The following is a 23,265-nucleotide window of genomic DNA, read 5'->3' on the forward strand; positions in this document are numbered from 1 at the left end:
CCTGTCCGTTCTTCCCCTCTTCTCCCGCGATGTCGTGCCCGGTTATTCAATCTTCATCGAATTGCGTCCGACATCCGGACAACCCCCTTGTCTCGCGGACTGTATGCGAAATACGTTCTGCGGTATTCCTTGATCGCCCACAGGTTTCCGGCGGGCAGCCCCTGGGCGCCCACGGTTTCCTGCGGATCTCTTCCCTGGCGGAGGTATGTCCTCGTGCGCCGAACAGCGGTTGCCCTCGCGGCAGTTGCCTTGGTGATGTCCACAACGGCGGGCTGCGGCTCCCTGCAGTCCTCGGCCACCGAGGTCGGCGGGGAGCGGATGACCGACGACCGCCCCGTCCGCGACGGCGGCACCCTCACCGTCGCCCTCAACGCGGACCCCGACAAACTCGACCCGACCCTCGCGCAGACCCTCGTGGGCCGCACCGTCTTCGCCGGCATGTGCGAGAAGCTCTACGACGTCGACGCGCAGGGCAAGGTCGTGCCGCAGCTCGCGACGGCCCTGCCGAAAGTCTCCGCCGACGGCCGCACCGTCACCTTCGACGTCCGCCGGGACGCGGAGTTCAGCGACGGCACGAAGCTGGACGCGGCCGCCGTCGTCACCTCGCTGCTGCGCCACCGCGACCTCGCGGGATCGGCCCGCGCCACCGAACTCGCCCCGCTGAAGGCGGTGGAGGCCACCGGCACGTACGGCGTGAAACTCACGCTCAAGCAGCCCTACGTCCCGCTCACCGCCGTCCTCGCCGACCGCTCCGGCATGGTCATGTCGCCGACCGCGCTCAAGAAGTACGGCAAGGACTTCACCAACCACCCGTCCTGCGTCGGCCCGTTCAGGTTCGTCGAGCGGGTCGGCGGCGACCGCATCGTCCTGGCCAAGGACACGCACTACTACGACGCCGACACCGTCCATCTCGACAAGGTGGTCTACAATCCCATCCCCGACGGCAGCGTCCGCCTCGCCAACCTGCGCTCCGGCGACATCCAGGTCGGCGACCAGATGGTCCCCGTCGACGTGAAGAGCGCCCTCACCGACAGCAAGCTCCAGCTCTTCAACTCGCCCTCCCTCGGCTACCAGGGCATCGGCATCAACGTCGGCAACGTGAAGGGCCTCGGCCAGGCGCCCGGCCGCGTCGACACCCCGCTCGCCCGCGACGCCCGCGTCCGCGAGGCCTTCGAGCTCTCCATCGACCGCGACCTCATCAACAAGGTCGTCTTCCAGGGCATGTACGAGCCCGCGTGCGGCCCCGTCTCGCCCGAGTCGGCGCTCGCGCCCGGCGTGCGGGCGTCGCGGTGCCCGAAGCGCGATGTCGCCCGCGCCAAGCGGCTGTTGAAGGACGCGGGCGTCAAGACGCCCGTGCACATCGAGCTCAAGACGTCCACGACCCCCGAGTGGAGCCGCATCGGCCAGGTCGTCCAGGCCATGGCCAAGGACGCCGGATTCGCCGTCACGCTGCGCCCCACCGAGTACGCGACGATGCTCGAGGAGACCGACGACGGCCACTACGAGGCCTTCAACAGCGGCTGGTCGGGACGGCTCGACCCGGACGGCAACATCGCCAGCTTCCTCCGGACCAAGGGCGCCATGAACGCCTACGGCCTCTCCGACGCGAAGATCGACGCCCTCATCGAACGCGGCCGCGCCGAGGCCGACCCCGCCGAACGCGCCAAGATCTACGCCGAGTTGACGCGCCGCGCCAATGAAGCCCGCGCGCTCATCTACCTCTACCGCCAGAAGAACTACGTCGTCGCGGGGAAGGACGTCGCCGGCGTACGCGTCTACGGCGACGGACTGATCCGCGTGAAGGATGCGGGGTACGCCAAGTGACGACCGCTCAGATCACCGTGCGGCGGCCGGGGTTGCTCGCCCGCCACCCCATGGCCTCGTACGTCCTGACGCGCGTGCGCCAGTCCGTCGTCACGCTCTTCCTCGTCTCGATCGTCGTCTTCGCGGGCATCCGCGCGCTCCCCGGCGACCCGGCGCTCGCCCTCGCGGGCGAGGAGCGCAGCCCCGAGGCGCTCGCCGCGATCCGCTCCGAGTACGGGCTCGACGACAACATCGTCGTCCAGTACGGGCGCTTCATCGGCCACGCCCTCCAGGGCGACCTCGGTACGTCCTCGCGCACCGGCCTGCCCGTCTCCGACGCCATCGCCCAGGCGCTGCCCGTCACCCTCGAACTCGCCGCGCTGTCCCTGCTGCTGGCCGTCGTGCTCGGCATCGGCGCGGGTGTCGTCGCGGCCGTGCGCCGCGGCAGGCCCGCCGAGTGGATCGCCAACGCCCTCGCCCTGCTGGGCCTCTCGGTGCCGACGTTCTGGCTGGGCATCGTCCTCGTGCTCGCCTTCGCCATCGCCGTCCCCGTCTTCGCGGCCTCCGGTTTCGTGCCCTTCGGCACCGACCCGCTCGACAACCTGCGCCGCATGGTGCTGCCCTCGATCGTCCTCGGCTCCGGGCTCGCCGCCGTCGTCATGCGCCAGACCCGCGCCGCGATGCTCGACTCGCTCTCCGCCGACTACGTCCGCACGGCCCGCGCCAAGGGCCTGTCGCGCCGCGAGGTCATCGGCGGTCACGCGCTGCGCAACTCGCTCGTCACCGTCGTGACCGTGCTCGGCCTGCAACTGGGCCACCTGATCTCCGGCGCGGTCGTCACCGAGCAGATCTTCGTGCTCCCCGGCTTCGGCAAGCTCACCATCGACGCCGTGTTCACCCGTGACTACGCGACCTTGCAGGGCGTCGTCCTGTGCACGTCCTTCGCGTACATCTTCATCAACCTGCTGGTCGACGTGGCGTACTCGGTCATCGACCCGCGCATCCGGCTCGGAGGTGCCCGGTGACCACGCTCGCCCTCACGACGGTCCGCGCCCGGATCGCTGGCAACGGCAAGCTGCGCGCCCTGCGCAGGAACAAGCTCGCCATGACCGGGGGCGTCGTCGCCGCGGTCTTCGTGCTCGTCGCGCTGTTCGCGCCGCTCGTCGCCCCGTACGACCCGTCACGTCCGGACTTCGCACACGTCCTCGCGGCGCCGAGCTGGACCCACTGGCTCGGCACCGACGACCTCGGCCGCGACCAGCTCTCCCGCGTCGTGTTCGGGGCGCGGGCCTCCATGCAGGTCGGCGTCCTCGCGGTCGTGCTCGCGTTCCTCGTCGGCGTACCGCTCGGCCTGCTCGCCGGGTACTACGGGAAGATCGCCGACAGCGTCGTCTCGCGCGTCACCGACACGATGCTCGCGTTCCCCTTCCTGGTCCTGGCCGTCGGCCTCGCCGCCGTCCTCGGCCCGTCCCTGACCAACGCGACCATCGCCATCGGCATCTCGCAGATCCCGGCCGTCATCCGGATCACCCGAGCCGAGACGCTGCGCCTCAAGCACGTCGACTACGTGGCCGCGGCCGTCGCCAACGGCGGCGGTGACGGCACCGTCCTGTTCCGGCACATCCTCCCGAACGCGACGTCCGCGCTCACCGTCCAGGCCACCGTCGGCATCCCCGCCGCCATCATCAGCGAGGCCCTGCTCAGCTTCCTCGGCCTCGGCGTGCAGCCGCCCGACCCGTCCCTCGGCGTGATGCTGTCGTCCGCCCAGTCCTTCCTCGCGCCCGCGCCCTGGATGGCCGTGTTCCCCGGTCTCGCGGTCGTCGCCGCGACCCTGGCGTTCAACCTGCTCGGCGACGGCCTGCGCGACGTCCTCGACCCCCGTGGAGCGACCCGATGACCACACCCGTTCCCGCCGCACCGGTGCTCAGCGTCCGGGACCTCTCGGTCTCCTTCCGGTCCGACACCCGCACCGTCCACGCCGTGGACCACCTCTCGTACGACGTCCACGCCGGCGAGGTCCTCGCGGTCGTGGGCGAGTCGGGGTGCGGCAAGTCCGTCACGTCGATGGCCGTGATGGGGCTCCTCCCGCCCACCGCGCGCATCACCGGTTCGATCCGGCTCGGCGGGAAGGAACTCGCGGGCGCCGACGACAAGGCGTACGGGAAGATCCGCGGCAAGGACATGGCCATGATCTTCCAGGAGCCCATGACGTCCCTGAACCCGGTGCTCACCATCGGGCGGCAGATCGGCGAGGTGCTCCGCCGCCACCAGGGGCTCGGCAGGAAGGAGGCACGCGCGCGTGCCGTCGAACTCCTCGAACTCGTCGGCATCCCGGCGCCCGCCGAGCGCGTCGACGAGTACCCGCACCAGCTGTCCGGCGGCATGCGCCAGCGCGTGATGATCGCCATCGCGGTCGCCTGCGACCCGACGGTCCTCATCGCCGACGAGCCGACGACGGCCCTCGACGTCACCGTCCAGGCGGGCATCCTGGAAGTGCTCCAGTCGCTGCGCGAGCGACTCGGCACCGCCATCGTGCTCATCACGCACGACCTGGGGGTCGTCGCCGACATCGCCGACCGCGTCCTCGTCATGTACGCGGGCCGCCCCGTCGAACAGGCCCCGGTGGACGAGCTGTTCGCCACACCCCGGCACCCGTACACGCGCGGTCTGCTCTCCGCCGTCCTCAAGCCCGGCGGCACCGGCAAGCGGCGACTGCCCGAGATCCCCGGCCTGGTGCCGAGCCTCGACGCGCAGCCCGACGCCTGCACGTTCGCGCCGCGCTGCGCCCGCGCCGACGACACCTGCACCACCGGCCGCCCCGGCTTCAAGGCGGTCAGCGCCGACGCCGGGGCCGACGCCACGCACCGCGCCGCCTGCTGGCACCCGCACACCCTCCAGGAGGCGATCGCCCCATGAGCACCCCGGTCCTTGAACTCGTCGCCCTGGAACGGCACTTCGCGGGCTCCGGCGGCACCGTGCGCGCCGCCGACGGCGTCACCCTGACCGTCGGCCGCGGCGAGGTCGTCGGCCTCGTCGGCGAGTCCGGCAGCGGCAAGTCGACCGTCGGCCGCTGCGCCGTACGCCTCGACGACCCCACCTCCGGCACGGTCCGGATCAACGGCACGGACGTGACGACCCTGTCGCGGCGCGCCCTTCGACCCCTGCGCAAGGACTTCCACCTGGTCTTCCAGGACCCGTCCTCGTCGCTCGACCCGCGCATGACGGTCGGCGAGATCATCGCCGAACCGATCCGGCTGCACGGCATCGCGAAGACCAAGGAAGCGGCCCGCGCGCGCGTGGCCGAACTCCTCGCCCAGGTAGGACTGCGCCCCGAGCACGCCGACCGGCACCCGCACGAACTCTCGGGCGGCCAGCGCCAGCGCATCTCCATCGCCCGCGCGCTCTCCGTCGACCCCGACCTCCTGGTCGCCGACGAGCCGACGTCCGCGCTCGACGTCTCCGTCCAGGCCTCGGTCCTCAACCTCCTCGCCGACCTTCAGCGCGACCGCGGCTTCGGCTGCCTGTTCATCACGCACGACCTGGCGGCCGTCGAGTTCCTCGCCGACCGGATCGCCGTCATGTACCTGGGCCAGATCGTCGAACAGGCGCCCACGGGCGAGCTGTTCGCCGACCCCAAGCACCCCTACACGCAGGCACTCCTGTCGGCCGCGCCCGTCCCCGACCCGGTCACCCAGCGCACCCGCGAACGCATCGTCCTCAGCGGCGAACTGCCCAGCCCCCTCGCGCCGCCCCCGGGCTGCCGCTTCCACACACGCTGCCCGCTCGCCGTGGACCGCTGCCGCACCGAGGTACCCGTCCTGCGCACCCTGGACGGCGGCCGCGAGGTCTCCTGCCACCTGGTCGCCGACGACGGCACCGCCCCCGACGCGGCCGCCCCTGCCGCCGACTCCTCTCGTACGATCCCGAACACCCGCACCGCCACCCGCTAGGAGCCTCCTTGTTCACCACCCGGCCGACCCTCCAGGGCACCTTCGGCATGGTGTCCTCCACGCACTACCTCGCCTCCCAGTCCGCGATGGCGGTCCTGGAGGACGGCGGCAACGCCTACGACGCCGCCGTCGCCGCGGGCTTCGTCCTGCACGTCGTGGAGCCGCACCTGAACGGGCCCGCGGGCGAGGTGCCGATCATCCTCGCCCCGGCCGGCGGCGAGGTGCGGGTGCTGTGCGGACAGGGCGTGGCCCCGGCCGGTGCCACCGTCGCGCACTACCGGTCACTCGGACTCGACCTGGTCCCCGGCACCGGCCCGCTCGCCGCCGCCGTGCCCGGCGCCTTCGACGCCTGGATGCTTCTTCTGAAGGACCACGGCACAAAGACCCTCGCCGACGTCCTCAAGTACGCGATCGGATACGCCGAGGACGGGCACGCCCCCGTCGAGCGCGTCGGTGAGACCGTCGAGACCGTACGCGAGCTCTTCGAGGACGAGTGGCCCTCGTCCGCCGAGGTCTACCTGGTCGACGGCAAGGCCCCGCAACCCGGTGAGCTGCTGCGCAACCGGCAGCTCGCCGCCACCTGGAAGCGGCTGACGGCCGAGGCCGAAGAGGTGGGCGGCGACCGTGTCGCGCAGATCGAGGAGGCCCGCCGCATATGGCGCGAGGGCTTCATCGCCGAGGCGCTCGTCCGGCAGTCGGGGCGCCCCACGAAGGACACCAGCGGCGAGCGGCACACCGGCACGCTCACCCTGGAGGACCTCGCGTCCTGGGAGGCCGGCTACGAGGCGCCCGCGACGTACGAGTGGAACGGCTGGACGCTGTGCAAGGCCGGCGGCTGGAGCCAGGGCCCCGCCTTCCTCCAGCAGCTCGCCCTGCTCCCGCCCGAACTGCCCGCCTACGGGTCCGCCGACTACGTGCACCTCCTCATCGAGGGCTGCAAGCTCGCGATGGCCGACCGGGAGGCCTGGTACGGCGACGCGGCCGACGTCCCGGTGGACGCCCTGCTGTCGGACGACTACAACGCGGCGCGCCGCACGCTGATCGACCCGGAGAAGGCGTCGCACGAGCTGCGCCCCGGCAGCCCGCTCGGCGGCGAGCCGCGCCTGAGCGCCCACGCCCACGCCGTCGCCTCCGGAGCGCCCGGCTTCGACGCCATGGGGGTCGCGGGCGCGGGCGAGCCCACCGTCGCCAAGAGCCCGGCCTCCCCGGTGCCCGGCGAGCCGGACGTGCGCGAGGACGGACTCACCCGCGGCGACACCTGCCACCTGGACATCGTCGACCGCTGGGGCAACATGGTCGCCGCGACCCCGTCGGGCGGCTGGCTCCAGTCCAACCCGGTCGTCCCCGAGCTCGGCTTCCCGCTCGGCACCCGGCTCCAGATGGCGTGGCTCGACGAGGACCTGCCGAACTCGCTCACCCCGGGCCGCCGCCCCCGTACGACCCTCACCCCGTCCCTCGCCCTGAAGGACGGCGTCCCGGTCATGGCCTTCGGCACCCCGGGCGGCGACCAGCAGGACCAGTGGCAGGTGCACTTCTTCCTCGCCGTGGCGCTGCGCGACCAGGTCCGCGGCGGGCTCGACCTCCAGGGCGCCATCGACGCCCCGAACTGGCACAACGACTCGTTCCCCGGTTCCTTCTTCCCGCGCGGCATGCGGCCGGGCTCCGTCACCGTCGAGTCCCGCATGGACGCCGACGTCGTCGCCGAGCTGCGCCGACGCGGGCACGACGTGACCGTGGGCGACGCCTGGTCCGAGGGGCGCCTGTGCGCGGTCGCCCGTGACCCGCGCACCGGGGTCCTGTCGGCGGCGGCGAACCCGCGGGGCATGCAGGGATACGCCGTCGGCCGCTGACGGCCCACGGCACCCCAGGGGTGGAATCACCGATTTCACGGTGATTCCACCCCCTGTTCACCCTGCCGGTACGCGATGTCAGTGGGGCGTGTTCTCATGGAGCCATGATCGAAACAACGACGGAAAGCATCGACGACTTTCTGCACCACAAGGTCACCGACCGGCTCGTGGCCGACGTCGAGCGCGTCGTCCGCGCCGCGGCCGCCGCCGAGATCACCCCCCGCTTCCGGCAGCTCGCCGCGCACGAGATCGAGGAGAAGAGCGCCCCGCACGACCTCGTCACCGTCGCCGACAAGCGCGCCGAGGAGTACCTCACGCGCGAGCTGGCCGCCCTGCTGCCCGGCTCCTGCGTCGTCGGCGAGGAGGCCGTCGCCGCGGACCCGACGACGTACGAGGCGATACGCGCGGCGGCCCCGGTCTGGATCGTCGACCCGGTCGACGGCACCCGCCAGTTCGTCCACGGCGACCCCGGCTTCTGCACCCTCGTCGCCCTCGCCCTCGACGGAGTCGTCGTCGCCTCGTGGACGTACGCGCCCGCGCTCGACGAGTTCGCCGTGGCCGTCCGCGGACGGGGAGCGCGGCTCGACGGCCGGGTGCTGCCCGCCGGTTCCCCCACGCCGGGCGCCGACCTGCGCGTCGCGACCTCCCACCCCGACTACACCACCGACGACCAGAAGCGCGCCCTGCTCGGCCTGCGCACGGACGGCGTCGCACCGCGCCCCTGCGGCTCGGCCGGCCTGGAGTACCTGGCCGTGGCCCGCGGCGACCTCGACGCCGTCGCGTTCAGCTGGGAGCTGGCCTGGGACCACGCGGCCGGACTGCTCCTCGTCGAGGAGGCGGGCGGCGCGCACCTCACCCGCGCCGGCGTCCCCTTCGCGATCACCGGGGGCAACGCCCTGCCGTTCACCGCGGCCCGCGACGCGGCCACGGCGCGCCGGGTGGCCGGACTGCTGTCGGCCGGAGCCTGACCGGGGGCCTCGGCCCGCCCGGACCGGCCCCGCGTCCGCCGCACCCCCACCCGCGCCCCGGCCCTGTCGGTGGCCGGGCCTATCCTGTGGGAGCAGTGGCCATCGGCTGACGAAGGAGTCCGAAGGTGCCGTCCATGCTCGATGCGGTGGTGGTGGGAGCGGGGCCCAACGGGCTGACCGCCGCTGTCGAACTGGCCAGACGGGGTTTCTCCGTGGCCCTGTTCGAGGCGAAGGACACCGTCGGCGGCGGGTCGCGCACCGAGGAGCTGACGCTGCCCGGCTTCCGCCACGACCCCTGCGCGGCCTCGCACCCCCTGGGGATCAACTCCCCGGCGTTCCGCGCCATGCCGCTGGAGCGGTACGGGCTCACGTGGGTGCAGCCCGCCCTGCCCATGGCGCACCCGTTCCCCGACGGCACGGCCGCCGTGCTGTCCCGGTCCGTCGCCGAGACCGCCGCCTCGTTCGGGCCGCGCGACGCGGGCACCTACCGGCGTCTCGTCGAGCCGCTGCTGCCCCACTGGGACACCCTCGTACGGGACTTCATGTCGCTGCCGCTGAGCGCGCTGCCCCGCGACCCCGTCACCCTCGCCCGGTTCGGTCTCCTCGGACTGCCGCCCGCCACCTGGCAGTTGCGCCGTTTCCGCGACGAGCGGGCGCCCGCCCTGTTCGCGGGACTCGTCGCCCACGTCATCGCCCCGCTCGGCGGCCTCGCGACCACCGCGATCGGCCTCGTCTTCGCCCTCGCCGCGCACGCGCGCGGCTGGCCGATCGCCCGCGGCGGCTCCCAGTCGATCTCGGACGCCCTCGCCGCGTACCTGAAGGACCTCGGCGGCACCGTGCACACCGACTTCGAGGTCAAGCGGCTCGACGACCTGCCGCCCGCCCGCGCCTACATCTTCGACACCTCGCCCACGGCCCTCGCCCGGATCGCGGGGCTCGGGGGCTACTACGACCGCTTCCGCTACGGAGCGAGCGTCTTCAAGGTCGACTACGCACTGGACGGACCCGTGCCGTGGACGGCGAAGGAGGCCCGCTCGGCCGGCACGGTGCAGGTGGGTCCCTACCGCTCCGACATCGACACCGCGCTGCGCGCCGCCTCCCGCGAAGGCCGCGGGCCCGAGTCGCCGTTCCTCATCACCGTGCAGCCCACCGTCACCGACCCGACGCGCGCACCCGAGGGCAAGCACACGTTCTGGGCGTACGGTCATGTGCCCAACGGCTGGGACGGTGACCTGACGGACGCCATCGAGCGCCAGCTGGAGCGCTTCGCCCCGGGGTTCAGGGACCTGGTGCTCGCCCGCGCCACGGCGGGCCCGCCCGAGCTCGCCTCCCGCAACGCCAACTACGTGGGCGGCGACATCGCCTCGGGCGCCGCCAGCGGTCTCCAACTGCTGCTGCGCCCCAAGCTGTCCCTGTCCCCGTACACCACCCCGCACCCGGCCGTCTTCATCTGCTCGTCGTCCACGCCGCCGGGCCCCGGCGTCCACGGCATGTCGGGACACAACGCGGCGAAGGCCGTCTGGCGCAAGCTGCGGGCCTCGTCATGAGCGACCGGACAGCTCCCCGACCGGTCCTGGTCCAGGGCGACATCACCGAGCAGCGGGCGGACGCGATCGTCAACGCGGCGAACTCGTCCCTGCTCGGCGGCGGGGGAGTGGACGGCGCGATCCACCGGCGCGGCGGCCCCGAGATCCTCGCCGCGTGCCGCAAGCTGCGCGCCTCTCACTACGGCAAGGGACTCGCGACCGGGCGGGCCGTGGCGACGACCGCGGGCCGGCTCCCCGCACACCACGTCATCCACACCGTCGGCCCCCGCTGGTCCGCCACCGAGGACCGCTCCGAACTCCTCGCGTCCTGCTACCGCGAGTCGCTGCGCGTGGCCGACGAGCTGGGCGCCCGTACCGTCGCCTTCCCCGCGATCTCGACCGGGATCTACGGATGGCCGCTGGACGACGGCGCCCGGATCGCCGTCGAGACGGTACGCGCGACGCGGAGCACGTGCGTGGAGGAGGTGCGCTTCGTGGTCTTCGACGAGTCCGCGCGGGCCGCGTTCGCCGCGCACCTGGGGGAACCCGGCGCCTGAAGGTCGATGTCGGATTCTCGCCAGCCAGGCCACTCACCATGCCCGATGCTGGATACATGCCCACAGAGAAGGCGATCGAGAAGGGGACCGGAGCGGTCCCCGTCAGCCGCGCGGGAACCGCCGCCATGCACACCGACACCGAGCGCTGCGTCCGGGCGGTCCAGGCCAAGGACACCCGGTTCGACGGCGTCTTCTTCACCGCCGTCCTGACCACCCGCATCTATTGCAGGCCCGGCTGCCCCGTCGTGCCGCCCAAGCCGCGGAACATGGTGTTCTACCCGAGCGCCGCCGCCTGCCAGCAGGCCGGGTTCCGCGCCTGCAAGCGCTGCCGGCCCGACACCAGCCCCGGCTCCCCCGAGTGGAACCAGCGGGCCGACCTCACCGCCCGCGCCATGCGTCTGATCGGTGACGGCGTCGTGGACCGTGACGGCGTCCCCGGCCTCGCCCGCAGGCTCGGCTACAGCGAGCGCCAGATCGAACGGCAGCTGCTCGCCGAGCTGGGCGCCGGGCCTCTCGCCCTGGCCCGCGCGCAGCGCGCCCAGACCGCCCGCCTGCTCATCGAGACGACCGGACTGCCCATGGCGGACGTGGCGTTCGCCGCCGGGTTCGCCTCCATCCGCACCTTCAACGACACCGTCCGCGAGGTCTTCGCCCTCTCCCCGAGCGAACTGCGCACCCGCGCGCCCCAGGGCCGCACCGCGGCGCCCGGAGCGATCACGCTCCGCCTCCCGTTCCGCGCCCCGCTCACCCCCGACAACCTCTTCGGACACCTCGCCGCCACCGCCGTACCCGGCGTCGAGGAGTGGCGCGACGGCGCGTACCGCCGCACGCTCCGGCTCCCGTACGGGCACGGCATCGTGGCGCTCACCCCCGGCCCCGAGTTCATCGGCTGCCGGCTGATCCTCACCGACCAGCGCGATCTGACCGTCGCCATCAGCCGCTGCCGCCGCCTGCTCGACCTCGACGCCGACCCGGTGGCCGTGGACGACCGGCTGCGCACCGATCCGCTGCTCGCGCCGCTGGTGGACAAGGCGCCGGGGCGCCGGGTGCCGCGCACCGTCGACGAGGCCGAGTTCGCCGTACGGGCCGTGCTCGGCCAGCAGGTCTCCACCGCGGCCGCCCGCACCCACGCCGCCCGGCTCGTCCTCGCCCACGGCGACCCGGTCGAGGACCCGGAGGGCGGCCTCACCCACCTCTTCCCCGGGGCGCACGCCCTGGCGGACCTCGACCCCGAGTCCCTCGCGCTGCCCCGCAGCCGCCGCACCACCCTGCTCACCCTCGTACGCCGACTCGCCGACGGGGCGCTGACGTTGGGCCCCGAGTCCGACTGGGAGGAGACCCGGGTCCGGCTCGCCGAGCTGCCCGGATTCGGCCCCTGGACCATCGAGGCCATCGCCATGCGCGCCCTCGGCGACCCGGACGCCTTCCTGCCCACCGACCTCGGGATGCGGCGCGCCGCACAGGAGTTGGGGCTGCCGCACACCCCGGCCGCGCTCACCGCACGCGCGGCGGCCTGGCGCCCCTGGCGGGCGTACGCGACCCAGTACCTCTGGGCCACCGACGACCACCCGATCAACGTCCTCCCGGCGTAGGACCCGCGCCGGCAACGACGCGCGAGCAGACGCAGAAACAGTCGCAGAAACCGATACAGAAACCGATACAGGAACCGGCGCGGGAACCGCCGCCAGACCCTGTGTAAGGAATCCGAGCCATGCCCACGCGCATCCAGCACACGATCATCGACAGCCCCTACGGTCCCCTCACGCTCGTCGCCACCGACGGCACCCTGTCCGGCCTCTACATGACCGACCAGCGCCACCGCCCCGCCGAGGAGACGTTCGGGGAGCGCGACGACCGCCCCTTCGGCGCCGCCGTCGACCAGCTGCACGCCTATTTCCAGGGCGAGTTGACTGTGTTCGACCTGCCGCTGCACCTGCACGGCACCGCCTTCCAGCAGTCCGTGTGGCGCCGGCTCCAGCAGATCCCGTACGGGCAGACGCGGACCTACGGCGAACTCGCCGAAGCCCTCGGCAAGCCCGCCGCGTCCCGCGCCGTCGGCCTCGCCAACGGCAAGAACCCGGTCGGCGTGATCGTCCCCTGCCACCGTGTCATCGGGGCGAACGGCAGCCTCACCGGCTACGGCGGCGGCCTCGACCGCAAGCGGCGCCTGCTCGACTTCGAGCGCGGCACCGCCCTCTTCTGAGCGGACAGGCCGTAGGGCCTGTCCGGCGGATCGTGTCGCGGACGCGGAAGGGTACGGGCCACCCGACCCGCGACCTGATCCGCCGGACAGGCCCCTAGGCGACGACGAGCTCCTCCAGAAGTCGCGGCAGCGCCGTGCCGATCGGTTCGCGGACGACCTCGTCGGCCAGTTCGTCGTACGGGGTCGGCTCCGCGTTCACCACGACCAGCCGGGCGCCGTGCTGCGGGGCGAGTCCGGCCAGGCCCGCAGCCGGCTGCACCTGGAGGCTGGAGCCGACCGCGAAGAACACCTGGCAGGCCTTGGTGATCGACACGGCCTCGCCGAGCACCACCGGGTCGAGGTGCTCGCCGAACATCACCGTCGTCGACTTGAGAATGCCACCGCAGCTCAGGCAGTCCGGGTCGTCCTCGCCCGCGTCGACGCGGGCGAGCGCCGTCTCCATGGGCCCGCGCTCCCCGCACTGCGTGCAGATGAACTTCCGCGCGGAGCCGTGCAGTTCGAGCACCTTGCGGGCCGGCAGACCGGCGAGCTGGTGCAGCCCGTCCACGTTCTGCGTGAGGACCCGTACCGCCACCCCGGCCGCCGACAGGTCCGCGATGGCGCGGTGCGCCGCGTTCGGCTCGGCGGTCAGCGTGCGGTTGCGGCGCCGCACCTGCCAGGCGCGGCGCCGGATCTCCGGATCGTTCATGTAGTACTCGTACGTGACGAGTTTCTCGGCGTCGGGATCCTTGGTCCACACCCCGCTCGGGCCGCGGTAGTCAGGAATCCCTGAGTCTGTGCTGACACCGGCACCGGTGAGGATCGCGACGAGAGTCATGACCTCAACGGTAGGTCAGGCAGCCTCCTCCGCGTCCACCGGTTTCGGAATGAGCATCGACGTGAACAGGGCCGCGACGATGAGTACGAGACCCGCCACGACACCCGCGCTGTACCCGCCGACCGACGAACCGTCGGCCGGGGCGACCGCGTCCATGGCCGCGTACAGGACGACGAAGCTCAGTCCCGCGCCGAGGTTGAAGCAGCCGGCGTTGAGCCCCGGCAGGAAGCCGGGGTTCTCGTCCGGGGAGAGCAGGATGCCGAGGCCGTTGAGCATGATGTTGACCGTGCCCGCGTACGTCACACCGAGCAGGATCGAGACGGTGAGCAGCAGGCCCGAGGAGTCGGTCTGGAGCGTCAGCAGGGCGAGGACCGTGGCGGCGGCGGTGGCGATCAGGCCGATGCGCAGGATGCGGCCGTAGCCGAAGGTCGCCGCGAGTCGCCCGGAGACGGGGCCCATGGCGAGACCGGCGAGGGCGTACGGGGTCAGCGTCCACCAGGTGGCGCCCTCGGCGCCGAGGCCGAGACCGACCGCGGTGTCCTGGGCGAAGCCCGGCAGCAGACCGTTCATGATCGCGAAGACGCCGGTCATGGTGAGCATCGTCGACAGCAGGATCGACCAGGTGGCGCGGCGCTTGAGCAGATGCGTGGTGACCAGCGGGTGCTTGGCGCGGGTCTCCATCCGCCAGAACGCCCAGAAGGCGAGCGCGGCGAGGACGATCAGACCGATCGCCAGCGCCCAGTTCGCGTCGGCGAGCTTGCCCGCCTCGTTGAACGCGATGAGCAGCGCGCCCACCGAGACGACCAGGAGCACGACGCCGGGCCAGTCCATCGGCGGCCGCTCGTCCGCCCGCGACTCGGGCGCGAGGAACCGTACGAGGACGGCGGCGACCAGCGCGAAGGCCGTCATGACCCAGAAGATCGAGGCGTAGCCGTGGTGCTCGGCCAGCGAACCGCCCGCGAACGAGTCGACGCCCGCGATACCGCCGTTGACCGCGGTGACGATGCCGAGGAGCGTGCCGTACTTCTTCGGATCGGGGACCTCGACGCGCAGCATGATGAGCGCGAGCGGGATCGTCGGACCCGAGGCGCCCTGGACGATCCGGCCGACGGCGAGCATGCCGACGGACCCGGCCAGCGCCGCGATCACACACCCGACGGCCATCAGGACCATCATCGTGGTGAGCACCTTGCGGCGGCCGATCAGGTCGCCGAGACGCGGCAGGAACAGCGAGAAGAGCGCGGCGGCCGTGAAGAAGGCCGTCTGGGTGACACCGATCGCCGACGACGTGGTGTGCAGTTCGTCGGCCATCGTGGCGAGCGCCGGGCTGAGCATCGACGCGTTGAGCTGGAAGGCGAAGCTGGCCGCGAGCAGCGCGACCATGAGGGCGCCGACCCTGGCCGGACGTCCCGCGCGGGGGTCGCCGGCCGGGGTGTGGGGGGAGGCGGCGAGGTTCATGCGGTGCTCACCCCGGTCTCGCCGATCCGTACGAGCGCGTCCACGACGAGGCCCCAGAAGCGGTCGTGGTCCAGGTCGACGGCGACCTGGGTGTGACAGTCGGCGGGCGCGGGGGAGCGCAGGTCGGTCACGGTCATGCCGAGGGTCAGCGCGCCGCGCAGCTCGATGTCGACGGGTGCCTTGCGTACGGTCATGACGCCCGGGTCGATGACGTACGCGACGGCGCACGGGTCGTGCACGGGCGGGTGCTCGAAGCCCTGGTTCTCGCGGTAGGCCTCGCGGAAGAAGTCGAGCAGTTCGAGGACGAAGCGGGCGGGCTTCGTGCCGACGGCCGCGATCCTCTCCTCGACGGCGGGGGTGGCGAGCGCCTGGTGGGTGAGGTCGAGCCCGACCATGGTGACCGGCCACGACTCGTTGAAGACGATGTGGGCCGCCTCCGGGTCGATCACGATGTTGAACTCGGCGACCGGGCTCCAGTTGCCCTCGTGGAAGCCGCCGCCCATCAGGACGACCTCGCGGACCCGCTCGACGATGCGGGGCTCCTTGCGGGCGGCGAGGGCGATGTTGGTGAGACCGGCCGTCGGTACGAGGGTGATCTCGCCCGGCGCGTGGGCCATCACGGTGTCGATGATGAGGTCGACGGCGTGCCGGCCGTCGAGCTCGATGGCCGGCTCGGGCAGGTCGGGTCCGTCGAGGCCGGAGTCGCCGTGGATCTCCGGCGCGTTCTCGATCGCGCGGACCAGCGGCCGCGGGCAGCCCGCGGCGAAGGGCACGCCGGTGATCCCGGCGATCGCCGCCACGGAGAGCGCGTTGCGGGTGACCTTCTCCAGGGTCTGGTTCCCGACCACGGTGGTCACCGCGACCAGGTCGATGTCCGGGTTGCCGTGCGCGAGCAGCAGCGCGATGGCGTCGTCGTGCCCCGGGTCGCAGTCGAGGATGATCTTCCTGGTCACGGTTCGAGCCCCTTTGCTCCGGTGGGGAAAACTGTCCACGCAAAGCTCACCCGGCGCCACACGAGTTTGTCAACGCGCGTAGATGTCCAGGATGGCGCGTACGGGCTCAGAGGTTCGTCCGAGAAGGCGCAGGTGGGGCAAGGTCAGGCGACGGGCGTGCCGTTCTCCAGCTCCACGGGGCCCGTGCCCGCGGTGAGCGCGTCCAGCGCGGCCAGGACCCGGCCGCCGAGGGCGCCGGGCAGATGGGCGGGCAGGTCGGCGCGGGCCACGAACCGCCACGACAGCAGCTCCTCCTCCTGGAGCCGGATCGCCGCGATCCGCTCGGCGCCCAGCACGCCGCCGTCGTAGAGGTAGGCCACGAGCGGCGGCCGTGCGGTGCCGGGCACCCAGTCCACGGCGAGCAGCCGGCCCAGACGGACGTCGAGCCCGATCTCCTCCAGCGTCTCGCGTCGCGCGCCCTGTCGCGGTGTCTCGCCCGCGTCCGACTCCACGGTCCCGCCGGGCAGCGCCCAGCCCTCCCGGTAGTTCGGCTCGACGAGCAGCACGCGGCCCTCGTCGTCACGGAACAGGGCGGCGGCACCGGCCAGGACACGGGGAAGCCCGGCGATGTAGGTGGCGTAGTCGACGAGGGTCATCGCCCCACCCTAACGAGGCCGGGGCCGCGCCCCTGCGGTGCCGGTCGCGGCGGTGGTGACCCGGGTCAGATCTCCACCAGTCGGGCGGTCCGCGCCGCGAGTTCGCTGATCCGTACGCCGTCGAAACCGAAGACCGCGCTGCGCACCCGGTCCTCCAGCGGCTCCGTCCACTGCGGGGGGAGCTCCGCCGCCCCGCACAGCACACCGGCGACCGAACCGGCCGTCGCCCCGTTCGAGTCGGTGTCCAGGCCGCCGCGGACCGTCAGCGTCACCGTGCGGGTGAAGTCCCCGTCGCCGTACAGGAGTCCGGCCGTGATCACCGCGGCGTTCGGGACGGTGTGGATCCAGCCGAGGCCCCCGGTCTCCTCCTCGATCGTGGCGAGGGTCTCCTCCCAGGTGAGGCGCGATTCGTGGAGGGAGACCGTGCGGCGTACGACGCGCGCCAGGCGGCTGCTCGCCGGGATCACGGTGAGGGCCGTGTCGAGGGCGGCCCGCGGCGTCGGCGCCGTGAAGGCCGCCGACACCAGGGCGGCCGCCCACATCGCCCCGTAGACGCCGTTGCCGGTGTGCGTCAGGACCGCGTCGCGCCGGGCCAGGGACGCGGCGCGGCGCGGGACGCCCGGACACGTCCAGCCGAAGACGTCCGCGCGGATCAGCGCGCCGATCCACTCCTGGTACGGGTTGTCGTACGTCGCCGTGAGCGGCGGCTTCAGGCCGTTCGCCAGATTGCGGTAGGCCGCCCGCTCGGCCGTGAACGTCTGGAGGTACGGCAGCCGCAGCAGCCACAACTCGCCGACCTGCTCCGTCGTGAAGGTGAACCCGTGCGTCTCCAGGAGGTGCAGGCCGAGCACCGCGTAGTCCACGTCGTCGTCACGGCAACTGCCGTGGATACGGCCGCGGACACAGCGGCGCCACTCCGGACGCAGCGCCAACTCCACTTCTTCCGACGGGGGTTCGGGGAGATAGTCGGTCAGCGGCAGGGCCTCGGCCTGCCGCAGGTATCGGTCGATGCGCTCGCGGGTCCAGACCTCGCCCCGCTCGACCGGCTTGCCGAGCATGTTGCCCGCGATCCGGCCGAGCCAGCCGCCGAGCACCCGGTCGGCGAGGACCTTTTCGGTGAGCTGTGGGCTCGTAGGCGTCATGAGTCCGGTCTACCCGCTTCCGTACATCAACTGTCGTCCTGATTACGGGAGTTCGCGATACGGCGCAACCGCTGGTGGCGGGTCGCGCCCGGCGTCCGCTCGGTGATCGCGTCGCCGACCATCGTCCGGACCGCGTCCCGCAGGCCGTGCAGCGCGTGCCCGCGCGCCGGTCCCGCGCCCGGGTCCTCGCGCAGCTCCTTCAGGAGCGCCCAGCACAGCGCCAGCATCACCACGACGAAGGGGAGGGCGACGAGGATGGTCGCGCTCTGCAAGGAGTCGAGCCCGCCCGCCACCAGGAGCACCGCCGCGACCGCCGCCATCAGCACGCCCCACGTCACCACGAGCCAGGTCCGCGGGTGCAGCGCGCCCCGGCTGGTCAGCGAACCCATCACCAGGGACGCCGAGTCGGCGCTCGTGACGAAGTACGTCATGACGAGGATCATCGCGATCCACGACGTGACCGTGCCGATCGGCAGCGCGTCGAGCATCGCGAACAAGGAGGACTCCGCGCCCTCCGAGACCTTCGCCGACATGTCGACCTTCCCGGTCGCGTCCAGGCGGATGCCGGTGCCGCCCATCACGCAGAACCACACGGCGGTCGCCCCGCTCGGCACGAGCAGCACGCCGACGAGGAACTCACGGATTCGGCGCCCGCGCGAGATCCGCGCGATGAACGTCCCCACGAACGGCGCCCACGACAGCCACCACGCCCAGTAGAAGATCGTCCACGAGCCCAGCCAGTCGGGGTCCGTGAACGCGCCGGTGCGCGACGCCATCGGCAGCAGATCGCTGAGGTAGCCGCCGACGCTCGCCGGGATCACGTCCAGGATGTACACGGTCGGGCCGAGCACGAACACGAACAGCATCAGGCACGCGGCGAGCACGATGTTCATGGTGCTCAGCCACTTCACGCCCTTGTGCAGTCCGGAGAACGCCGAGCCGACGAAGGCCGCGCCCAGCGCCACGATGATGACCAGCTGGGTGGTCGTGGTGTTGTCGACCCCGGTCGTGAGCTCAAGGCCCGTGGCGACCTGGAGCGCGCCCACCCCCAGACTCGTCGCCGTCCCGAAGACCGTCGCGAACACGGCGAGCAGGTCGATGACCCGGCCCGGCCGGCCCGCCGCCCGGCGCGCGCCGATCAGCGGCACGAACACCGAACTCAGCCGGTTGCCACGGCCCTTGCGGAACCCCGCGTACGCGAGCGCGAGCCCCGCGATGCCGTAGATCGCCCACGGCGTCAGCGTCCAGTGGAAGAACGAGTACTCCATCGCCACCAGCGCCGAGCCGCCCGTACGGGGCTGCGCGCCGCCCGCCGGGGGCGGGTTGAGGTAGTGGGTGAGCGGCTCCCCGACCCCGTAGAACATCAACCCGATGCCCATGCCCGCGCTGAACATCATCGCGATCCAGGCGAGGTTGGTGAACTCCGGCTCGGAGTCGTCGGCGCCCAGCCGGATACGGCCGAAGCGGCTGAGGGCGATGATCACGCACAGGACGAGGAAGACATCGGCGGCGATCACGAACAGCCAGGCGAAGTTGGCGAGGACCCAGGACAGGGCCGTGCTCGACGCGCGGTCGAAGGAGTCCTGGCCGAGGGCCGCCCAGGCGACGACCGCGAGAACCGCGACGACGCCGGTGCCGACCACGACGAGGTCGGGGGAGTCGTCCGGCGGGCTCTCGTCATGGACCGGGTGATCGATCGTTTCCGTGCTCATGCCGACACACTATGGATGGGAATAGCGGCATTTATCCGCTGGGCACGCCGTCCCGCGAGGCGGACGGCCATGGGCAGCGGGCCCCTCCTGCGGTTAAGGTCGCAGCGGCGCGACTGCCTTGACGCGAGCAAGGCGCGAAAGAGCAAGGGGAGCAAGGTGGCGGACGCTGCACAGGCCGCGCGGCACGTGTTGATCGCGGCGGACAAGTTCAAGGGCTCGCTCACCGCGGTGCAGGTCGCACAGCGGGTGACGGCGGGTCTGCACCGGGTCGCGCCCGAGGTCACGGTCGAGTCCGTGCCCGTCGCGGACGGCGGCGACGGCACCGTCGCGGCGGCGGTCGCGGCCGGGTTCGAGCGCCGCGAGGTGCGGGTGACGGGGCCGCTGGGCGAGCCGGTCACCGCCGCGTACGCGCTGCGCGAGGGCACGGCCGTCGTGGAGATGGCGGAGGCGTCCGGCCTCCAGCTCCTCCCCGAGGGCGTCTTCGCCCCGCTCACCTCGACGACGTACGGCTCCGGTGAGGTCATCGCGGCCGCGCTCGACGCGGGCGCCCGCTCGATCGTCTTCGGCGTCGGCGGCAGCGCCACGACGGACGGCGGCGCGGGCATGCTCTCCGCGCTCGGCGCGCGGTTCCTGGACGCGGACGGCACGCCCGTCGGGCCCGGCGGCGGACCTCTCGCGACGGTGGCCTCCGCCGACCTGTCCGGGCTCGACCCGCGCCTCGCCGACGTGGAGATCGTCCTCGCCAGCGACGTCGACAACCCGCTCACCGGGCCCAAGGGCGCCCCCGCGGTCTACGGCCCGCAGAAGGGGGCGACGCCCGAGGACGTGGCCGAGCTGGACGCCGCGCTCGCCCACTTCGCGAAGGTGCTCGGCGAGTCGGTCGGACCCCAGGCCCTGGAGTACGCGCAGTCGCCGGGGGCGGGGGCCGCGGGCGGTATCGGGTTCGGGGCGCTGGTCGGCCTCGGCGCGAGTTTCCGGCCCGGTATCGAGGTCATGCTCGACGTCCTGGGATTCGCGCCGGCCCTGGCACGGGCCACGCTGGTGATCACCGGTGAGGGCTCGCTGGACGAGCAGACGCTGCACGGCAAGGCACCGGCCGGTGTCGCCGCGGCGGCGCGGGCCGCGGGCGTCGAGGTCATCGCGGTCTGCGGGCGTCTGGCGCTCGCGCCGCTGGACCTGGGGCGGGCCGGGATCCGCCGCGCGTACGCCCTGACGGACGTGGAGCCGGATGTGGCGCGCTGCATCGCCGAGGCGGGGCCGATCCTTGAGGACGTGGCCGCGCGTATCGGCGCGGATTTCCTGTCGGCCTGAGCGGACCCGCCGCCGCGCCGCCGGGCAGTCGGCGCGGTCGGTTCGGTGGCGGGTGCGACGGCGTCGCGGCCGGTCGCGCCGTTCCCCGTGCCCCGGAGGGCCTGCGGCTGCGCCGCTGAGCCCTCGTCGGGGATATGCGGCGCGCGGCGCCCGCGTCTCAGGGGCGCCGGGAACGGCGCGACCAGCCACGTCCCAGCCGCAGCCTGCGACCAGGCGCTCCCACGGCGAGAAGGAGTCCCCGTTGAACCGCAGCATCCGCACCCCGGACGACCTCCTCGACCTCCTCGACGGCGTCTTCGCCGGGCCCGGCGGCGGAGCCGACTGGTGGGACCGGTTCTACGAGAACCGGGACCGCGACGTGCCCTTCTTCGTCGACAAGCCCGACGAGAACCTGGCCGGTCACCTGGAGAGCGGCCGCGTACCGCCGGGCGGCCGCGCGTTGGACCTCGGCTGCGGTCCGGGCCGCAACGCTGTCCACCTGGCCCGGCACGGCTTCGACGTGGACGCCGTCGACCTGTCCGCCACCGCCGTCGCCTGGGGCCGGGAGCGTGCCGCCGCGGCAGGCGTCGACGTGCGGTTCCACCAGGGCGACATCTTCACGGCCCACCTCCCTGACGGCGCCTACGACCTGGTCTACGACTCCGGGTGCCTGCACCACCTCCCGCCGCACCGCCGCCTGAGCTACCTCGCCCTCCTCGACCGGGTCCTCGCCCCGGGCGGCCGGTTCGGCCTGGTCTGCTTCGCCGCCGGCGCGGAGGGCTCACGCACCCCGGACGCCCAGCTGTACCGCACCGGCGACCTGGAGGGCGGACTCGCCTTCACGCCCGACGAACTGCGGTACCTGTTCGCCGAGGTGGCCCCGGAGGAGATCGAGGTGCGGCCCATGGCGGCACAGGCCGCGGACGCGGCGACGTACGGCGTGCCGATCCTGCTGACCGCGCTGCTGCGCAGACCGGTGGCCTCAGCCGGTTGAGAGCCGGTACGCGTCGAGGGCCAGGGTCATCTCCATCAGGTCCCGGGGCCGCGACAGCGACCGTGACGTCAACTGCTCCAGGCGGCGCAGCCGGTTGAAGACCGTGTTGCGGTGACAGTAGAGACGCCCCGCCGCCCGGCCCGCCGAGCCCTCGCACGCCAGCCACGCGTCCAGGGTCTCCAACAGCACGGCCCGGTCGGCCGGTTCGAGGGAGAGGAGTTCACCGAAGACACCCGAGACCAGGCGCTGCGCCAGGTCCGGCTGGCTGACCACGAGGGCCGTCGGCATCCGGTGGTCGAGGCGGACGACGCCGGTCGTGTCCGGTGGGCAGGTGCGCAGGGCGAGTTCGGCCAGCCGACGGGCGTGGCCCAGCTCCGCGAGACCCGTGACCACCGGACTGAGCCCGCCGGGACCCGGGCACCGCCCGTCGAGGACCGCCGCCAGATCGTCCAGCGTGCGGTCCTCGCCGAGCGCCACCACACCCACCTCGCAGTCCGCCCGCATCCGCCAGACGAACCGGAACCCCGGGTCCTGGATGCGCCGGTGGAACGCCTCACGCCCGTCCCGCCGCTCCACCCGCAGCACCACGACCGCATACGGGCCGTGCTCCGGCAGATCGAGACCGGCCGCCGCGCGCGGCGCGAGGCCCGGCGCGGGACGGCCCTCCAGGAGCGCGTCGAGGAGCGCCTGCATCTGCTCGTCGGTACGGCGACGCAGTTCGAGCTCCGTCGCCCGGTACGCCTCCGAGGCCGCCTCGGCCTGCGCGTCCACCGCCGCCCACACCATCGTCGCCGACCGCATCAGCGCCGAGAGCCGGGCCGGTTCGCCGCCCGCGCTCTCCATCAGGGCGTCCCAGACCAGATAGCCCGCGTTGCGGTACGCGTGGACGAGCAGGTCGAGGGGCAGCCCCTGGCTCGCCCGACGCCGGCCCGCGTCCTCCGCGTACTCCAGATCCCTGCGCGGCGAGTCCCGGGGCGCCGAGATCGTCTCGACGCCGATCCGGATCGCCTCCTCGGCCTCCCGCCACTGCGCGTCGTACGGCAGCACCCGCGCGTACACGTCCGAGTACGCGAACAACTGCCGCAGATGTTCGTCCACCAGCTCCGGAATCCGCTCGAGAAGACTGGCGCACGCCTCCTTGAGGAGCTTCCAGTCCTGCTCCGTGCGATGCCTGCGCCCGCCCATCGCCCCTCCCCAACGTCCCGTAAAGCGACGGCAAAGGACTCTTCTGCCTGTGCGGAGGATGCCACCCCGAGCCGCTCCCCGGCAGGCCCCTGACACGCGGTCTTGTGCGCGGGCACAACCGACCCGCTCGGGCGCTGGGCCCGCGCAGCGATTCCCGGGCCGCCCGTGGACGGGCCGCTCGCGCGGTGCTGTCGTGACGCCATCAGCCCAGGGGAGGACCCG

20 protein-coding genes are annotated in these 23,265 nt (G+C 72.8%); 13 read left to right on the plus strand and 7 right to left on the minus strand.

Annotation, left to right across the window (positions count from 1 at the left end):
- Window positions 1-255: 255 nt before the first annotated feature.
- The 11 genes from V2W30_RS32305 (at window position 256) to V2W30_RS32355 (ending at window position 12,857) form a co-directional block, all read left to right on the plus strand.
- Window positions 256-1,824: an ABC transporter substrate-binding protein gene (locus tag V2W30_RS32305; protein WP_338702040.1), complete on the plus strand. Its 1,569-nt coding sequence runs from the start codon at window positions 256-258 to the stop codon at window positions 1,822-1,824.
- A 50-nt stretch (window positions 1,825-1,874) separates the two neighbouring features.
- Entirely contained in the window at window positions 1,875-2,828 is a 954-nt protein-coding gene (locus tag V2W30_RS32310; RefSeq protein ID WP_338703843.1) for an ABC transporter permease, read from the plus strand.
- The gene (locus V2W30_RS32315; RefSeq protein WP_338702041.1) at window positions 2,825-3,700 is read left to right on the plus strand and encodes an ABC transporter permease; all 876 of its coding nucleotides are present in this window, start codon (window positions 2,825-2,827) and stop codon (window positions 3,698-3,700) included. The genes V2W30_RS32310 and V2W30_RS32315 overlap by 4 nt, the downstream gene beginning before the upstream one ends.
- A complete protein-coding gene (locus V2W30_RS32320; RefSeq protein ID WP_338702043.1) occupies window positions 3,697-4,719 on the plus strand; it encodes an ABC transporter ATP-binding protein in 1,023 nt (340 codons plus the stop codon). The genes V2W30_RS32315 and V2W30_RS32320 overlap by 4 nt, the downstream gene beginning before the upstream one ends.
- Window positions 4,716-5,753: an oligopeptide/dipeptide ABC transporter ATP-binding protein gene (locus V2W30_RS32325; RefSeq protein WP_338702044.1), complete on the plus strand. Its 1,038-nt coding sequence runs from the start codon at window positions 4,716-4,718 to the stop codon at window positions 5,751-5,753. The genes V2W30_RS32320 and V2W30_RS32325 overlap by 4 nt, the downstream gene beginning before the upstream one ends.
- An 8-nt stretch (window positions 5,754-5,761) precedes the next feature.
- Window positions 5,762-7,603, plus strand: a complete 1,842-nt coding sequence (locus V2W30_RS32330; RefSeq protein ID WP_338702045.1) for a gamma-glutamyltransferase family protein — start codon at window positions 5,762-5,764, stop codon at window positions 7,601-7,603.
- Window positions 7,604-7,707: 104 nt separating this feature from the next.
- Window positions 7,708-8,571 (plus strand): inositol monophosphatase family protein, encoded by an 864-nt coding sequence (locus tag V2W30_RS32335; RefSeq protein ID WP_338702046.1) that lies wholly within the window; start codon window positions 7,708-7,710, stop codon window positions 8,569-8,571.
- A 134-nt stretch (window positions 8,572-8,705) separates the two neighbouring features.
- Window positions 8,706-10,118, plus strand: coding sequence for an NAD(P)/FAD-dependent oxidoreductase (locus V2W30_RS32340; RefSeq protein WP_338702047.1), 1,413 nt, complete (start codon window positions 8,706-8,708; stop codon window positions 10,116-10,118).
- Window positions 10,115-10,654, plus strand: a complete 540-nt coding sequence (locus tag V2W30_RS32345) for an O-acetyl-ADP-ribose deacetylase (protein WP_338702048.1) — start codon at window positions 10,115-10,117, stop codon at window positions 10,652-10,654. The genes V2W30_RS32340 and V2W30_RS32345 overlap by 4 nt, the downstream gene beginning before the upstream one ends.
- A gap of 125 nt (window positions 10,655-10,779) precedes the next feature.
- A complete protein-coding gene (locus V2W30_RS32350; protein WP_338703844.1) occupies window positions 10,780-12,246 on the plus strand; it encodes an AlkA N-terminal domain-containing protein in 1,467 nt (488 codons plus the stop codon).
- 119 nt (window positions 12,247-12,365) lie between these two features.
- On the plus strand, window positions 12,366-12,857 hold the full coding sequence (locus V2W30_RS32355) for a methylated-DNA--[protein]-cysteine S-methyltransferase (protein ID WP_338702049.1): 492 nt from the start codon (window positions 12,366-12,368) through the stop codon (window positions 12,855-12,857).
- A gap of 94 nt (window positions 12,858-12,951) precedes the next feature.
- Here V2W30_RS32355 and V2W30_RS32360 read toward each other — a convergent pair whose 3' ends face one another.
- The 6 genes from V2W30_RS32360 to V2W30_RS32385 all read right to left on the minus strand — a co-directional run bounded on the left by V2W30_RS32360 (window position 12,952) and on the right by V2W30_RS32385 (window position 19,574).
- Window positions 12,952-13,674, minus strand: a complete 723-nt coding sequence (locus V2W30_RS32360) for an SIR2 family NAD-dependent protein deacylase (protein WP_338702050.1) — start codon at window positions 13,672-13,674, stop codon at window positions 12,952-12,954.
- A 15-nt stretch (window positions 13,675-13,689) separates the two neighbouring features.
- Window positions 13,690-15,132, minus strand: coding sequence for an MFS transporter (locus V2W30_RS32365; protein WP_338702051.1), 1,443 nt, complete (start codon window positions 15,130-15,132; stop codon window positions 13,690-13,692).
- A complete protein-coding gene (locus V2W30_RS32370) occupies window positions 15,129-16,085 on the minus strand; it encodes a nucleoside hydrolase (RefSeq protein ID WP_338702052.1) in 957 nt (318 codons plus the stop codon). The genes V2W30_RS32365 and V2W30_RS32370 overlap by 4 nt, the downstream gene beginning before the upstream one ends.
- Before the next feature lie 143 nt (window positions 16,086-16,228).
- Window positions 16,229-16,720 (minus strand): NUDIX hydrolase, encoded by a 492-nt coding sequence (locus V2W30_RS32375; RefSeq protein WP_338702053.1) that lies wholly within the window; start codon window positions 16,718-16,720, stop codon window positions 16,229-16,231.
- A 65-nt stretch (window positions 16,721-16,785) separates the two neighbouring features.
- On the minus strand, window positions 16,786-17,862 hold the full coding sequence (locus V2W30_RS32380; RefSeq protein ID WP_338702054.1) for an ADP-ribosylglycohydrolase family protein: 1,077 nt from the start codon (window positions 17,860-17,862) through the stop codon (window positions 16,786-16,788).
- Window positions 17,863-17,888: 26 nt separating this feature from the next.
- The gene (locus V2W30_RS32385) at window positions 17,889-19,574 is read right to left on the minus strand and encodes a BCCT family transporter (protein WP_338702055.1); all 1,686 of its coding nucleotides are present in this window, start codon (window positions 19,572-19,574) and stop codon (window positions 17,889-17,891) included.
- A 156-nt stretch (window positions 19,575-19,730) separates the two neighbouring features.
- Between V2W30_RS32385 and V2W30_RS32390 the strand changes: the two genes are divergently transcribed.
- Together V2W30_RS32390 and V2W30_RS32395 are read left to right on the plus strand one after the other, a co-directional pair.
- Window positions 19,731-20,885: a glycerate kinase gene (locus tag V2W30_RS32390; protein WP_338702056.1), complete on the plus strand. Its 1,155-nt coding sequence runs from the start codon at window positions 19,731-19,733 to the stop codon at window positions 20,883-20,885.
- Window positions 20,886-21,126: 241 nt separating this feature from the next.
- On the plus strand, window positions 21,127-21,858 hold the full coding sequence (locus V2W30_RS32395; RefSeq protein WP_338702057.1) for a class I SAM-dependent methyltransferase: 732 nt from the start codon (window positions 21,127-21,129) through the stop codon (window positions 21,856-21,858).
- Here the strand turns inward: V2W30_RS32395 and V2W30_RS32400 are convergent.
- On the minus strand, window positions 21,847-23,043 hold the full coding sequence (locus tag V2W30_RS32400) for a helix-turn-helix domain-containing protein (RefSeq protein ID WP_338702058.1): 1,197 nt from the start codon (window positions 23,041-23,043) through the stop codon (window positions 21,847-21,849). The two genes, V2W30_RS32395 and V2W30_RS32400, sit on opposite strands and share 12 nt — an antisense overlap.
- Window positions 23,044-23,265: the final 222 nt, after the last annotated feature.

Origin of the sequence: Streptomyces sp. Q6 (assembly GCF_036967205.1) — a bacterium.
Lineage (GTDB): Bacteria > Actinomycetota > Actinomycetes > Streptomycetales > Streptomycetaceae > Streptomyces > Streptomyces citrinus.